The organism is Neptunomonas qingdaonensis (assembly GCF_900113275.1).
Taxonomy (GTDB): Bacteria; Pseudomonadota; Gammaproteobacteria; order Pseudomonadales; family Balneatricaceae; genus Neptunomonas; species Neptunomonas qingdaonensis.
Map to the genome: position 1 here is coordinate 1 of NZ_FOOU01000026.1, position 14,987 is coordinate 14,987.

A 14,987-nucleotide genomic window follows, 5' to 3' on the forward strand; every position below is an offset into this window, starting at 1 on the left:
CATTGCACTGGCGAACAAGTTGTCGCGGATAGCCTATGCTGTTTTAAGTAAGAATGAGCCTTATCAGGCACAACAGGTTTAATCGGGTTTGCAATAATAGAGCGTGATGATGAAAACGGTTGACCGTCCGGGTGGCAAACCTGTCATAAAAAACAGCTGTGAAAAGCTGCCGGCTTTTTAAGGGCTATCTGGCGCGGATGCTCATCGTGGAGCGGGAATAACACATTCCTAATTAAAGACTCCGAATACATTAGCGCAAAACCACCTCATGATCACAAATCTGTGTTGCAATCATGAGGGGAACCATACATTTTTATGTCTGTCGTGTAATTTCTATGCAGATTATCTCCCCTAGGCGCGCCAACGCTTTCTGTTGTTTTGCTGTGTTATCAAACGAGCCAAAGTTCAGTCGTATGCAGTGTTGGAATTGCTTTGCTGTGCCAAACAGGCTGCCAGGTGTGAGGCTGATGCCTTCGCTTTTGAGTTGAGTGAATAGGCTATCCCCGTTGATATGCTGCGGTAACGTAACCCAACAGAGAAAACCGCTTTCTGGAATATTAATATGTGCTTCAGCGGGTAGGTTTGCTTTCAATGCGTCGATAAACAATGGCTTTCGATGACGATAATGATTCTGAAGCTGTTTAATGTGACGGTTAAAGTTGGCCGATTCCATCCAGAGTGCGGCAGCGTGCTGCATAAGCCCTGATGTGGCTAATGTGGTGACATACTTAAGATAGTTGATTTGATCAAAATAACGGCCCGGTGCTATCCAGCCAATACGGATATCAGGATCGAGTATTTTGGAAAGTGAACTACATAAAATGACACGGCCGTCATTGTCCATTGACTTCAATGTTCTGCGTCGTTGGCTTGAATGGATAAGCTCGCCAAAAACATCATCTTCAATAATGGCCAGGTCGTAGGTTTGCGCTATCGTCAATAATATTGCTTTCTGTTCGTCCGGCATATTGAAGCCGAGCGGGTTGTTGGCATGAGGGTTGAGAAGTAGCGCTTTTACTTGCCAGTGTTTCAGCACTGCTTCCAATTGCTCAAGGTCGATCCCGTTAGGCGTGTAGGTCGGGACTTCAATAACCTGTAATCCCAGTGCCTCAATACACTGAAGTATGCCATAAAAACAGGGGGACTCTACCGCAATGATGTCGCCAGGTTGAGCAATGCTGCGTAACGCCAGCGAGATCGCTTCCTGAGCACCATTAGTTATGATGATTTCCTCTGCATCCAGCTCCGCATGGCCGCTATGTGTTTTTTTAGCAATTAGCTGTCTGAGTCTTATGTCGCCAGGAGGGGCCTGATAATGGCTGTAAATTGCCGGTGATTTTATCTCTGCGCGTATCAACTTGCTGAGTTGCTTGAAAAAGTCTAAACGTCCTTTGAAGCGGGTATCAGGATTGGCGCTGCCGAAGATCACCTCTGCCTGGCGTTGCGCTGAGCCGATAATGTCTAATGATGTGGCGCCTGAAATTACGTTCTGTGGTGTGGGAGGTTGTGGCGGGGCGTCGTCTTTACTCGGCTTTACAGAGAAACCTTTGCGTGGATGGGCAAGAATGAGACCTTCCTGCTCAAGTGCAAGATAAGCCCGCAGCACACTGTTCTTACTGACTTTTAGTGTTTGCGATAAATGACGCACGGAGGGTAGATAGTCATACGGTTGCAAGACTCCCGAATGAAGTTGGTTTTTAATATGGTGCATCACTGTTTGGTAAATTTTCATGGGTACAGTTTTCTGTATTTTATGTTAAATATTTAGCTTATTCGCAACTGTACCCTGTTTTTTATCGAGAGGCTGTCTCTTTTTTAATCTGGCTATTGCTCATATCCTGTACTCTTTCGACCGCTTTCAGTTTTAAGGACATTTGATGCTCGCGTTACGCACAAGGCTTATCCCTTTTATTCCGCTGATCTTTGTGCTGCTCTGGAGTACGGGGTTCATTGGTGCAAAGTATGGGCTGCCCTATATTGAACCCTTTAATATGCTCTTTATCCGCATGTTGCTGACGCTGGCTGTCTTTATGGTGTTGATGGCGTTATTTAAGTCAACATGGCCGACAGGAAGGCAGGGGTTGCATCAGTTAGTCTCTGGATCGCTGGTTCATGCGGCTTATCTAGGCGGGGTGTTCGCTGCAATTAAATGGGATATGCCGGCAGGTGTTGTCGCTATTGTGGTGGGTTTGCAGCCTTTGCTTACCGCACTGATCGGGCGAATATGGTTTAAACAGTCTCTGGCAAAAGTACAACTGTTGGGGTTGGTTTTAGGCTTGGCCGGTGTATCAATGGTACTTATCGGCGGCAAAGAGATGGGCGAGTTAACGTTGCGGCCTGAAGCGATTGGCGCCACTATTATTGCTTTGCTGGGAATATCTGTTGGTACTTTATATCAAAAGCGTTTTGGCGCGGGTGTCGATTTGATGGCAGGATCTTTTTTCCAATATCTGGCTACTGCGTTTTGGATGGGCTTGCTGGCATTCAGCATGGAGACGCGTGAAGTGGAGTGGTCGTTTGATCTGATAATGGCATTGGGTTGGTTGGTATTTGGATTGTCAGTGTCGGCAGTGTTGTTATTGATGTATATGATTCGTGAGGGTGAATCTGCTCGGGTGGCGAGTTATTTTTATCTGGTTCCCCCCGTCACCGTTATAGAAGCATGGCTATTATTTGATGAGGCATTAGGTGTACTAGCATTATTAGGGATATTTATTACCGTGCTAGGTGTGTATCTTGTTTTAAAGTCACCTAAAGGCCTTATTAGGTCCTAATCTGTAAGCCTTAATGTATAAGTCCTGAAACGAAAAGAGCTAACGTGCCTGAATTACCTGAAGTAGAGACAACACGCAGAGGTATAGAGCCACATGTCCTCAATCAATGTATTGAGTCTGTGGTGGTGCGACAAGCAAAACTACGTTGGCCCGTGCCTGTAACCGAGCTTGAGGCTTTGGTCGGGCAGGGGGTGCAGCGCGTTGCGCGTCGTGGCAAATATATTCTACTTGAGACCGTGCCCGGAACAATTTTAATTCATTTGGGAATGTCCGGTAGTTTAAGGATTGTTACTGATGCCCGACCTCCGTTGAAGCATGACCATCTGGATATCCACTTTAATAATGAGAAGTTGCTGAGGCTGACCGACCCACGACGTTTTGGTGCTGTTTTGTGGCAGCCTCAAGGGCAGTTGCATGAGCGTTTAAGTACGTTGGGGCCTGAACCATTGAGTGAGCAGTTTTGTGTCGCTTATTTGCAACAGCAATGCAAGGGGCGTACTGTTACCATAAAGCAATTGATTATGAACAGTCGCGTGGTGGTCGGTGTAGGAAACATTTATGCCAGCGAAGCGCTCTTTCAATCTGGTATTGATCCTCGTAAGGAAGCCGGTCGGCTTTCAGAAAAGCGTTTGGCGCTGCTGGTCACAGAAATCAAAAGTGTGTTGCTGGCGGCAATTGGGCAAGGCGGCACCACTCTGAAAGATTTTGTCAATAGTGATGGAAAGCCTGGATATTTCCAGCAGTCACTTAATGTTTATGGGCGAGGGGGACTTCCCTGCCAGAATTGTAGCCGCCCTCTGAAAGAGGTGCGTTTAGGGCAGCGTAGTACGGTGTTCTGTAATTATTGCCAGCGATAGGAATAAAGAATGTCGATAGCCGATGTAAATATAACGAAGAGTAACAGCGAGATTGTGGCTGACGAGCACCGCGGGCGCTTAAGAGATAAATTAGATATTCATCATCATCTGGAGAAGCGTGAAGGCCTGCGGGTAGGTGATCTTGCCGTTCACTGTGAGCTTTATCAGGCAGACGATGCAGAAGCCCCTATATTAATATTCTTACCCGGTATCGGTACTTACTCCGAGCTGTATGCTGATTTGTTGGGGCGCTTTGCCGAGAATGGTTTTCATACCGTAAGTCTGGACTATCCGGGTCATGGTTACTCAGCAGGGTCAAGAGGACAATACAGCGTAGAGAATGTCGTGCAATCGGTCAGTGATTTGATTGACAGCTTGCAAGAGCGTTTTTCCGGTCCGGTTTATGTGTATGGTTATTCTATAGGCTCCTTACTTGCTGTTGCGGCAGCAGAAAAAGATGGGCGGATACAGGGAGTGTTGTGTGGCACTCTGTTAATCCCTGAAATTGCACCGGATACAATGCATCACGTGGCTTGGCAGTGGACATGGGGGATGGCGCAGATCTTTCCTAGTATGAACTTTCCGTTAAAATCGATGGTGGATTATGAACAGCTTCTCGCCGGACATCCTGCTGCAAAAGAGTTTAACCATGATCATTTGATGGTATTCGATTACCCACTCAGTACGCTTTCGAGCTTGTATTCGTGGCGCTCTGAAGTAAAAGATCAGGCTTTCGAGTTCCATGCGGCCATTCTGCATGGTAGGGATGATGAAGTTCTGCCGTTTAGTTATTCAAAGCGATTAACCGAAGAATTAACCCATCCTTTTGAGCTGATAGAAGTACCCGGCGGGCATATGTTACCTTGGTATGATCCGGAGTTGTTAATTGATACAGTGTCTCAGTGGATTAGATCTCTGCCGGATCCTGAGCAAAGTAATACATAACTGGAAATAGTAGAAGAAGCCTGGATATGCTGTTTAGGTATATTATTTAGATGTGTGGTTTTGACCTGCTATTTATATTTGTCATAAAAATTTAAGCTTTTCGTAACAAAGCAGCACTGAAGCGGGGCGATAATTCTGATTGTCGTATCCGATTCAGGCGACTGTTATATCTTATCGCTTCATGTGATCCCTCTTTTTTTATGCCGCTTTGATACCGCTTAGTTTACTGGGTTGCCACCGATGCCTGCCGATTACGCTGCTGTAGCGCTAATCAGTTGCTCTATTACCCGCTTAGGCGACGGCTCTTTCTATGTCCCCATTTATGTTTTTGGTTGAAAGAACAGATGCATGCTTCAAATAGAAAATCCAGCAGCAAAGAAATTTTCTGATGTAGTAATGATGTTATCTGGGAGGATTTCTGAAGGCTGAGAAGAAAAAAGGCGAGAGGGCTTTGTAAATCCTTTACGAAGCCCTCTCTGTTGGCTTCCATTTCCGTGCGGTTATAAGGCTTCCATGCTAACTACCTTGTGTCCATTCCGCTTTCTAGGCCATCCTTGAATTCGTTCCATGAACAGGAGATCCACCGTTGTTATTATGGCGAGTTGGATTAATTTTAATATAGGAAAAAGTCCTATTTTTCAAAGAAATATTTTGAATGGGCGTTCAAAAAATTAAGGGATGGACAGGCGATTAAGAACGCCTTAGACTCATTCCCATCTTGTCGGGGTGCCCTATTGAGGGCTGAGAGAAAACCCGCTGAACCTGATCCAGCTAGTACTGGCGTAGGAATCGAGATGTATACTAATAGCAATCAACATGCTGTGCCTGTTGCGTTAACTATTGCTGGTTCAGATAGCAGTGGCGGTGCAGGTATTCAAGCCGATCTAAAAACCTTCTCTGCTCTGCAGGTATATGGTGCATCTGTCATTACGGCGGTTACTGCACAAAATACGCAGGGCATCTATGCAATACACTCAATTCCCGCGGCCATTATTTCTGCACAGCTTCGCGCTGTCTTGCAAGATCTTGACGTTAAGTCCATCAAAATTGGAATGCTCGGTGAAGCATCGGCAGTCGATGCCGTTGCTGATATTTTGGATGAGTTTTGCTCTGCAGCGGTGGTGATTGATCCTGTCATGCTTTCCAAGAGCGGCAAAGCGTTGTTACACCCCGATGCGTTGCTACTGATGAAAAAACGCTTATTTCCACTAGCGACTGTATTTACGCCTAATTTGCCCGAAGCGGCGGCACTCACGGGTTTTTCTGAACCGACCTGCTTATCCGAAATGTACCAGATGTTAGGGCCTTTGCATGAGCTTGGTGTGCCTTGGGTATTACTCAAAGGAGGTCATCTGCCCGCTGAGGAGCAGGCTATTGATTTACTGTCTGATGGAGAGCGGGTTTTCGAGTTTAAGGCAGACCGTATTGTAACAAAGAACACGCATGGGACTGGCTGCACTCTGTCGTCAGCTGTGGCGGCAGGGCTTGCTAAAGGGATGGATGTTGAGCAGTCAGTAAGAGAGGCAAAAAAATATATCAGCGTTGCCATTGCGGCGGCTGATTCGTTACTAGTAGGGGCTGGTCACGGCCCCTTGCATCATTTTTCGTTGCTCTGGAGTCAAAAAGGCTAATGGGTACTTCTTATCTTTCAGAGTTTAGTTTTAAGTAGGGTGAATTATGTCTAATAATAAATTGTTAAGCCAAAACGCCAGTGTTGATCATGCTTCAGTTCAGCCATTTCCTAAGTCGCGTAAAGTCTATATTGAGGGAAGTCGTCCGGACATTCGTGTGCCTATGCGTGAGATTTCGCTGGACGATACGCCGACAGGTCTGGGCGGAGAAAAGAATGACCCCTTATATGTTTATGATACGTCCGGGCCCTATACAGACCCTGAAGCCACGATAGATATCAGAAAAGGGCTGGTGGCTTTGCGTGCGGGCTGGATCGCAGAACGAAATGATACCGAGCAGCTTACGGCGTTATCGTCTGAGTATGGGCGTGCACGTGAGGTCGATTTGCGTTTGGATGAACTGCGTTTCGAGTTAACGCGTAAGCCGTCACGGGCTAAAGCGGGGATGAATGTGACGCAGCTACATTATGCGCGTAAGGGAATCATCACGCCTGAAATGGAGTTTATCGCTATTCGTGAAAATATGAAGCTGGCGAAGTCTAAAGCTGAAGGAAATATCGTTGCTCAGCAGCACCCGGGGTTTAGTTTCGGCGCTAATTTACCGGATGAAATTACGCCTGAGTTTGTTCGACAGGAAGTAGCAGAAGGTCGTGCTATTATCCCGGCAAATATTAATCATCCTGAATTAGAGCCAATGATTATCGGGCGTAATTTTCTGGTTAAGATTAACGGTAATATTGGTAATTCTGCGGTGACCTCTTCTATCGAAGAGGAAGTAGCGAAGATGACGTGGGGGACTCGCTGGGGCTCCGATACTGTCATGGATCTATCTACCGGTAAAAATATTCATGAGACACGTGAATGGATCCTGCGTAATGCGCCGGTACCTATCGGTACTGTGCCTATCTATCAGGCATTAGAAAAAGTAAATGGTGTTGCTGAAGATCTTAATTGGGAAGTGTTTCGCGATACATTGATCGAACAGGCAGAGCAGGGTGTCGATTACTTTACGATTCATGCTGGCGTTCTGTTGCGCTATGTCCCCATGACAGTCAAACGCATGACCGGTATTGTTTCGCGCGGCGGTTCTATCATGGCGAAATGGTGTTTGGCGCATCATGAGGAGAACTTTCTTTACACGCATTTCGAAGACATTTGTGAAATTTGCAAAACCTATGATGTGTCATTCTCATTGGGAGATGGTTTGCGTCCGGGTTCCGTATATGATGCCAATGATGAAGCGCAGTTTGCTGAGTTGGAAACCTTAGGCGAGCTGACAAAAGTTGCCTGGAAGCATGATGTACAGGTCATGATCGAAGGGCCGGGTCACGTGCCAATGCACATGATCAAGGAAAACATGGACAAGCAGCTAACTGAGTGTCATGAGGCGCCTTTTTACACCTTAGGCCCTTTGACGACGGACATTGCGCCTGGTTATGACCACATTACCTCGGGTATTGGTGCCGCCATGATCGGTTGGTATGGCTGCGCGATGCTGTGTTATGTGACGCCGAAAGAGCATCTGGGACTTCCCAATAAAGATGATGTTAAGACGGGTATCATCACCTATAAAATCGCGGCACATGCTGCAGATCTGGCTAAAGGCCATCCGGGTGCACAGATTCGTGATAATGCGATGTCTAAGGCACGCTTTGAATTCCGTTGGGAGGATCAGTTTAATATTGGTCTGGATCCGGATACTGCGCGTGCTTATCACGATGAAACTCTGCCCAAAGAGTCTTCTAAAGTCGCGCATTTCTGCTCTATGTGTGGGCCTAAGTTCTGCTCAATGAAAATTTCTCAAGAAGTCCGTGATCTGGATGCCACCCAACTGGCCGAGTTAAAAACCGCTGCTGTTAAGGGAATGCAGGATAAATCCCAAGAATTTAAGGACACGGGAGCGGAAATTTATCATAAGGTTTAACCTCTGTACTGCTTTCAGTTAGTCTTGCAGGGGTATTGATAACCTTTGAAGATATTCTATGTCAGATGAACTGAAGTATTTAGCGGTTGCTCTTCTTGTGCTGTTTGCGTTTGTGCCAGTGACAGTGCAAGCGCTCAGGAGGCGAAAAGAGCAGCCGCCACCGCTTGCTAGCAATGATCGTAAGCTTTATAGGCTCTGGCGTTCAGATCCCGATGCTTATCAGCGGCAATATGGCGCGTTGGATGAGGAGTACGTGAAAGCACAAAAGGCTAAACGTAACGAATGATACGAGGCTGCAGTATTATTTGCAGACTGGGTGACTGTTATTGCGTGGTGTCGGTGTCTTTGATGGAGGTGTCGATATGCCGCTTTTGACAGAGAGTGTGAATTGACAGAAGCTGCGAGTCACATTCGGCGCAGCTTTTACACATTGCTAAATGAATTTTTAGTGATATGGACTCGATGAAACTGAGCGGGGTATCGAGTTTTTTTGACATTAAAAATGATGCTTGTTTGCATGATTTCATGCGTTACTCTCCTTCAGGAACCAGCCTTTTTCCAGACATCCGCGCAATTTAAGTCGGGCGCGATGTAAAATAGTCCAGCAGTTTTGTTCCGAAATTCCCAGACAATCACATATTTCTTCTGTTTCCAGTTCCATGAGTTCGCGTAAGGCAAATACCCGGGCAGTATTACTGGGAAGGTGCAGCAGGCACAGATCAAAGATCTCCCAAAAATGACTTCGCATATGAAGGTCTTCAGGGTTATGCCAGTGAGAGGGGATTGCATCAGCATTCCAGTGTTCTTTCGCATTAAACATGCCATCAAGGCCGCTGGTATCTTCATCTGAAATAAACAGCTGCCGACCTCTCTTCTGTTTTCTGATGTAGTCAATCAATTTGTGGCGCAAAATACTGTATACCCACGTATCGAATTGCGCAGTTCCTGAATAGCGCGTCAGGCCTTCAATGGCGGCGAGCATGGTTTCTTGTACTAAATCTTCGGCATGACCTTTATCGGGCACCTGTAACAGGGTGAAAGCCAGCAGTTTTGGGCGTAATGCTTCGAAATCGGCTGTATAAGATGCAGGGGTTGATTGCATAGAGGGTTTGGCCTTGTTCGTCGGTTGCTTAGCTGTTTTTGAGTGGGTGGTTATCAGGTAGCTGCTTGGCTATCCATAGTGCCAGTTTATGTTTCATATGGGGCTCATCTTCCTGGTCTTTTGCCAGCGGTGTGATGAGTTTATCTACGGCAAGTAATTGATAAAGATTTGAAATTTTGAGTCCACTGCTATCGGTAGGCTTGAAACCGTCGAAACCTCGGTTTTTCATATAAACTTCACCAACACGCAGTGCTTCTTTGACGAGTTGCGCTTCTTGTTTAGGTTTCATTTTCATTGCTGTGCCTTCAAAAGAGTCTGATTGTTTACGTTAAATATGCGTTGTTAACGGAGGCTGCCACTCTATTTAATCATATGACAGGAAAAGATGTGAAAATTTCCATATGATCCTGTTCAACTCTAAAGATAACAATCAAGAGTTGCCTCAAGAGGAAGCCTCAATGGAAAGTTGCATACTGATTTTATGTGATGCATTGGGAGCCAGTATGACGGCATCGTCGAGTACATTAGCGGTCTCAATACAAAACATGTTTTTATAATCGTTAGGGCTGAATTGGCTTAAGTGTTTGCTTTTTTCGATCCAGGGATTCCAGATCACAACAGAGCGGCTGTTTGATTGTCGAAGAGTTAAGGTGTGGGCCGGTGTGACTGCTCTTAGAGTTTGGGCGCTAATGTTTAGCTGATAAATACGGTCAGTTTCACCCTGAAAATTAATGTTTCCTCGTTGTGGTTTCAGTTGCCATTGGTCTAGTGCATCAATGTAGTGGCTGTTATGCGCACCATGAATACGAGTTTCGCTGATACTGTTGGTTGGAAGATATGTATGCAGCGCCTGGCTATAATTTACGCTGCGATGATCGGTATTGAGAGTGGTGAGTTGTAAGTGTAACCTTCTTCCAAGTGTAAACCGGGCTTCAAGCTCAAAGTCATAGGGCCAGTATTGGCGACTGTTGTCAGAAGATGTCAGTATCAGTGTGACCTCTATTTGATGGCAGCTTTCTTTGATCTCTTTTAATTGCCACAAACTGCTGCGAGCAAAACCGTGAGCTACCGGACGCTGTATGCTTTGGCGGATAGCTTCCGGGTTCTTATCGGCGGCGCCGAACCACGGCCAGCATATAGGGATACCGCCGCGCACGGACTCCCCTTTATTATATTCAGCGCTGGGGCTCAGCCATAAAGCATTCTGGAAATGATGATGGAGCGGCGAAAACTCTATTATTTGAGCGCCTTGTAGTAGTAAGGTCGCTTTAAATAAAGGGTGGTCGATCTGAATACTATCGAGTTGATGCAATCCAGACTGTTGGCAGAAAGCGTATTTCATAATGACTTCGCACTTTGTTGTACATTAACCTAGAATAGGCCGGCATTATTTAGTGTGTAGCTGGCTTAGTGTTTAGTAGGTGCACTATAAAGCAGATGATTAAGTGATTATAGGTTACCTAACTCTGCTCGCATTTACTTATTTCTCTTATGATGATTACTGACTATTGAATAAATATCGTTTGCTTGAACAGTTGTTGGGCATTGTACAGCGTGAGCTGGCGACTACTTTGGGTGCGGTCACTCAGGCGCGTGATAATGCGGTACATGAACAGAGTAAGCCTGAAAATCAATATGATACCTTAGCGCTCGAAGCGGCCTACCTTGCTCACGGACAATCGGTTCGTGCTGCCGAGTTGCAGCGACAGGTAACTGTTTTAAAATATCTGAAGTTTACTGATTTTGTGCCGGGTTCCGTGGTGAGCTCTGGTGCCATCATTCAATTGCAGGATCTGCTCTCCGCCCATAGTCAATGGTTGTGGATTCTGCCTGTGTGCGGCGGTATTGTGCTTGAGTATGAGGGGGTTCGCATCACTACTATTACGCCTGATGCGCCTCTGGGTCATAAAGTGCTTGGGTGTTATGAAGGCGATGAGATCGCTTTACGTTTAGGTGAACATGTAAAATCTTTTGAAATCGTGGTCATCAGCTAGTCAAAATTACTTATGTGCTTGATGTCGTTGATCTATATAAGTGATTATTTATCACTAAGAATTTAAAATAAAGTATCGGGTGTTTTATGAAGTTCAGAGTTATTCCGGTTACGGCCTTCCAGCAAAACTGTACCTTATGTTGGTGTGAAGAGACTATGCAGGCTGCCGTGATAGATCCAGGCGGTGATGTCGCAAAAATCGAAGCAGCTATTAAAGAGGAAGGCTTGCAGCTTGAAAAGATATTATTGACACATGCTCATATTGATCATGCGGGTGGAACGGCTGAAATTAAAGCGCTGCATCAGGTGCCGATTGAAGGGCCACATAAAGGCGATTTGTACTGGATAGAGGGGCTTGCTAAACAAAGTGCAATGTTTGGTTTTCCGAAAGTAGGTGATTTCATGCCGGATCGCTGGCTGGAAGATGGTGATGTTGTAACTGTCGGTAAGCAAACATTCCAAGTGTTGCACTGCCCGGGCCACACACCCGGACACGTGGTGTTTTTTGATAAATCAGCGGGTATGGCTCAGGTGGGTGATGTTATCTTCCAGGGCTCTATTGGCCGAACGGACTTTCCGGGTGGTAATCATCAGCAATTAATCGATTCTATCCGTAAAAAGCTGTTTGCTCTGGGGGATGAGGTCGAGTTCATACCGGGGCATGGGCCGGCATCAACGCTTGGCCACGAAAAGCGAACCAATCCATTTGTTTCTGATCACCGTGGCTGATGAGTGTGGTTGAGTTTAATCGTTGCTTTATTTAGGTAACCTATTTGTGTAATAAGGTGGTGATAGCGAAAATATTCTGATCGAGCGTCTTCGTGTCTGTGATAACTTTTCGTAATGGAATGTCGATGATCGCGCCTTGCTGAACACCCACCATAATGTCGTTATAACCGGCTAAGAGATATTGTACGGCCGATGCACCAAGGCAGGATGCGAGCATCCTGTCATGTCCTGAAGGACTGCCTCCGCGCTGTATGTGGCCTAAAATACAAATTTTGGGTTCCTGCCCCAGCTCTTCCAGTTGGTATGCAATTCTTGACGTGAGCCCGGGGTCTTTGCCTTCTGCAATGACGATAATGCCGCTGGAGCCTAGCTTATTAGCGCGCTGTTTGGCCAGTGTCACGCATAAGTCGTGAAGATCAAATTCATACTCGGGTACAACCACCAACTCTGCGCCGCATGCTATGCCTACCTGAGTCGCGATGAAACCTGAGTTGCGCCCCATCACCTCTACTAAAAAAAGACTTTCATGAGATAGGGCGGTGTCACGGATTCGGTCGATAGCTCCCAGCGCGGTATTAACTGCAGTATCAAACCCGATGGTGTCGTCAGAACCCGGAATATCATTATCAATCGTGCCCGGTAAACCGATAACGGGGATGCCCGTTTCTTCGGTAAATAGGTGAGCGCCCGTCATTGATCCGTCGCCGCCGATAACAATAAGGGCTTCAATGCCTTTCTCTTTCAATATCTCAGCCGCTTTTGCACGGATTTGTGGCACTTTAAACTCAAGGCAGCGGGCGCTCTTAAGCATAGTGCCGCCTCGCTGAACAATGTTAGTGACTGAGCGAGACGTTAGTTTATGGATGTCGCCGGCAATTAAGCCGCTGTAGCCGCGTTGAACTCCGTATACGTTTTCGATACCGCTATTAAGTGCTGTCCTAACAATACCGCGGATGGCGGGGTTCATACCGGGAGAATCACCGCCGCTGGTCAGTAAAGCAATAGACTTATAAGTCTTTATCGGTTTTAAATGGGGTAACGTAAACATGGAATATCCTTTCGTGATATCTACATTGGATAGCCAATAGTATGTATTGCAGAGGCTGGGTAGTTCAAGTGCGCGCGTACTAGTGGTTGTAAAATAAAGCAGCCGTAAAATAAGAGGTATTAGTAGATGAATATGCAGTTTCCAGAGCGTATTGCAGACGAGGTGCTGAAGCATTTTGTTATTTATCGGATGCTGTTTAAAAATATTACGGATAAGGCCCAGGAACGGTTTGAGCAACGGCAATGGTTACAGATACAGCACGCTGCTGCAGAACGAATTGATCTCTATGAAAAGCAGTCACAAACAGCGGCGGATGAGTTGTTTGCTCTGCTTGGAGAACCGCTTTATGAGAAATCTTTGTGGTGTAAGGCTAAGGGTTGTTATATCTCGTTATTAAAGAAGCGAGATGATTTTGAGTTGGCAGAGACTTTTTATAATTCGATCTATTGCAAAGTGCATAAACATTACCAGCTAACCAATGAGCATATGTTTATCCATACATCGATGCCAGAACGTGAAGTTAGCTCAGGAGATACTATCTATCAAACCTATAGTATGCAGCATGGGCTAATCAGCTTATTGAAAACAATGCTGGACGATTACTCTTTCAAAGTACCTTGGGAGAATAAAAAGAGGGATATTCGTAATCTGGCGTATTACATCAAACAAAATATTCCGCCAGGGGCTGTCGTAAATGAGACAACCAGTGTTGATGTGGTACGTAGTGTTTTCTATAGAAATAAGGGGGCTTATCTGGTAGGCAGAATAAACCTGTCCGCAGAGGAGATTCCTTTTGTAATACCCATTTTAAATGATAATGGTCGTGTCTACGTCGATACTGCGATTACTGATGGTGATCAGGTTTCAATAATCTTTAGTTTCACGCGGGCGTACTTCATGGTCGATGTAAATGTGCCTTCAGAGTTTGTACGCTTTCTTCAGTCATTAATTCCGATGAAATCAAGAGCGGAGTTGTACACTTCTATAGGCTTTTATAAGCAGGGAAAGGCTGAATTTTATCGTGATTATATGGCGCATATCGCGCGTACTGACGATCTGTTTATTATTGCGCCAGGGATTAAAGGCATGGTGATGACTGTATTTACCCTGAAGTCATTTCCTATTGTTTTTAAGATAATCAAAGATCGTTTTTCATCGTCAAAACAGATCACGCGAAAAATGGTTCATGAGCGGTATCAGTTGGTAAAGCGCCATGATCGGGTTGGACGTATGGCGGATACGCAAGAGTTTGAAAATTTAGTATTCCCTCGGCAGAGAATCTCAGCCGAGTTATTAGCGGAGTTACAGTCCGTTGCACCATCAGCATTGTTGATTAGCGAAGATAGCGTGACGATCAAACATCTTTGGACTGAGCGGCGTATGACGCCATTGAATATTTATATTGATGAAGCGCTGCAAAGAGATGATGAAAGTGCTTTGCTAGATGCGATTAATGAATATGGAAAAGCGATCAAGCAGCTTGCTGCCGCTAATATTTTTGCGGGAGATATGTTGTTTAAAAACTTTGGCGTTACGCGACATGCCCGGGTGGTATTTTATGACTATGATGAAATACTTTATTTAACAGAGTGTAATTTCCGGAAAATTCCCGCCGCTATGTATCCTGAACAAGAAATGGCGGCAGAGCCCTGGTACTCGGTAGCGCCAAATGATGTTTTTCCTGAAGAGTTTTCCATACTGACGGCATGTAACCCAAAAGTTCGGAAAATCTTTAATGAGCTTCATGGTGATCTATTGAATATCGAGTTTTGGCAAGATATGCAGCAGCAGGTCAGATCGGGAGATGTCGTAGATATCTTTCCTTATCGGCAGATGCAGCGCTTCTCTCGGTAAAGGGTTGCTCTCATGCCCTGACGGTGGGGTTGAAACATTTTTCATAAAAATATCACTTTTTTCAGGCAGGGCTGTTGACTCCTTTTGGGGAGTCTGTAGAATGCGCACCTCTTCCCAAGGAGGCTGCCAA

Annotated in this window: 15 protein-coding genes and 1 riboswitch; of the genes, 9 read left to right on the plus strand and 6 right to left on the minus strand. The window is 45.7% G+C overall.

Annotated elements, in window-relative coordinates; translation table 11 throughout:
- Window positions 1–313: 313 nt before the first annotated feature.
- Complete coding sequence (locus BM099_RS19990) at window positions 314–1,732, minus strand: aminotransferase-like domain-containing protein (RefSeq protein WP_090731035.1); 1,419 nt, start codon at window positions 1,730–1,732, stop codon at window positions 314–316.
- A gap of 145 nt (window positions 1,733–1,877) precedes the next feature.
- Between BM099_RS19990 and BM099_RS19995 the strand changes: the two genes are divergently transcribed.
- The 6 genes from BM099_RS19995 to BM099_RS20020 all read left to right on the plus strand — a co-directional run bounded on the left by BM099_RS19995 (window position 1,878) and on the right by BM099_RS20020 (window position 8,417).
- A complete protein-coding gene (locus BM099_RS19995; protein WP_090731036.1) occupies window positions 1,878–2,774 on the plus strand; it encodes a DMT family transporter in 897 nt (298 codons plus the stop codon).
- Window positions 2,775–2,818: 44 nt separating this feature from the next.
- Complete coding sequence (gene mutM, locus BM099_RS20000; RefSeq protein WP_090731038.1) at window positions 2,819–3,631, plus strand: bifunctional DNA-formamidopyrimidine glycosylase/DNA-(apurinic or apyrimidinic site) lyase; 813 nt, start codon at window positions 2,819–2,821, stop codon at window positions 3,629–3,631.
- Window positions 3,632–3,640: 9 nt separating this feature from the next.
- Window positions 3,641–4,576: an alpha/beta hydrolase gene (locus BM099_RS20005; protein ID WP_090731040.1), complete on the plus strand. Its 936-nt coding sequence runs from the start codon at window positions 3,641–3,643 to the stop codon at window positions 4,574–4,576.
- 712 nt (window positions 4,577–5,288) lie between these two features.
- A riboswitch (TPP riboswitch) is annotated at window positions 5,289–5,382 on the plus strand.
- A complete protein-coding gene (gene thiD / locus BM099_RS20010; RefSeq protein WP_090731041.1) occupies window positions 5,371–6,207 on the plus strand; it encodes a bifunctional hydroxymethylpyrimidine kinase/phosphomethylpyrimidine kinase in 837 nt (278 codons plus the stop codon). Its footprint overlaps the riboswitch before it by 12 nt.
- A gap of 46 nt (window positions 6,208–6,253) precedes the next feature.
- Complete coding sequence (thiC, locus tag BM099_RS20015; RefSeq protein ID WP_090731043.1) at window positions 6,254–8,131, plus strand: phosphomethylpyrimidine synthase ThiC; 1,878 nt, start codon at window positions 6,254–6,256, stop codon at window positions 8,129–8,131.
- Between the two features lie 58 nt (window positions 8,132–8,189).
- Complete coding sequence (locus BM099_RS20020; protein WP_090731045.1) at window positions 8,190–8,417, plus strand: hypothetical protein; 228 nt, start codon at window positions 8,190–8,192, stop codon at window positions 8,415–8,417.
- A gap of 37 nt (window positions 8,418–8,454) precedes the next feature.
- Here the strand turns inward: BM099_RS20020 and BM099_RS20960 are convergent, their stop codons facing one another.
- The 4 genes from BM099_RS20960 to BM099_RS20040 all read right to left on the minus strand — a co-directional run bounded on the left by BM099_RS20960 (window position 8,455) and on the right by BM099_RS20040 (window position 10,575).
- Window positions 8,455–8,658, minus strand: coding sequence for an anti-sigma factor family protein (locus BM099_RS20960; RefSeq protein WP_090731047.1), 204 nt, complete (start codon window positions 8,656–8,658; stop codon window positions 8,455–8,457).
- A complete protein-coding gene (locus BM099_RS20030) occupies window positions 8,655–9,233 on the minus strand; it encodes a sigma-70 family RNA polymerase sigma factor (protein WP_090731049.1) in 579 nt (192 codons plus the stop codon). The genes BM099_RS20960 and BM099_RS20030 overlap by 4 nt, the downstream gene beginning before the upstream one ends.
- A 28-nt stretch (window positions 9,234–9,261) precedes the next feature.
- Window positions 9,262–9,528 carry a DUF5062 family protein gene (locus BM099_RS20035; protein ID WP_090731051.1) on the minus strand — a complete coding sequence of 89 codons (267 nt, stop codon included), beginning with the start codon at window positions 9,526–9,528 and terminating at the stop codon, window positions 9,262–9,264.
- A gap of 147 nt (window positions 9,529–9,675) precedes the next feature.
- Window positions 9,676–10,575, minus strand: coding sequence for a D-hexose-6-phosphate mutarotase (locus BM099_RS20040; RefSeq protein ID WP_090731053.1), 900 nt, complete (start codon window positions 10,573–10,575; stop codon window positions 9,676–9,678).
- Between the two features lie 166 nt (window positions 10,576–10,741).
- On the opposite strand from BM099_RS20040, the gene BM099_RS20045 reads away from it, so the two are divergent.
- Together BM099_RS20045 and BM099_RS20050 are read left to right on the plus strand one after the other, a co-directional pair.
- On the plus strand, window positions 10,742–11,227 hold the full coding sequence (locus BM099_RS20045) for a hypothetical protein (RefSeq protein WP_090731054.1): 486 nt from the start codon (window positions 10,742–10,744) through the stop codon (window positions 11,225–11,227).
- Between the two features lie 86 nt (window positions 11,228–11,313).
- Window positions 11,314–11,955 carry an MBL fold metallo-hydrolase gene (locus BM099_RS20050; RefSeq protein WP_090731056.1) on the plus strand — a complete coding sequence of 214 codons (642 nt, stop codon included), beginning with the start codon at window positions 11,314–11,316 and terminating at the stop codon, window positions 11,953–11,955.
- A gap of 40 nt (window positions 11,956–11,995) precedes the next feature.
- Here BM099_RS20050 and pfkA read toward each other — a convergent pair whose 3' ends face one another.
- The gene (pfkA, locus tag BM099_RS20055; RefSeq protein ID WP_090731059.1) at window positions 11,996–13,003 is read right to left on the minus strand and encodes a 6-phosphofructokinase; all 1,008 of its coding nucleotides are present in this window, start codon (window positions 13,001–13,003) and stop codon (window positions 11,996–11,998) included.
- A gap of 126 nt (window positions 13,004–13,129) precedes the next feature.
- On the opposite strand from pfkA, the gene aceK reads away from it, so the two are divergent.
- On the plus strand, window positions 13,130–14,857 hold the full coding sequence (gene aceK / locus BM099_RS20060) for a bifunctional isocitrate dehydrogenase kinase/phosphatase (RefSeq protein WP_090731061.1): 1,728 nt from the start codon (window positions 13,130–13,132) through the stop codon (window positions 14,855–14,857).
- Window positions 14,858–14,987: the final 130 nt, after the last annotated feature.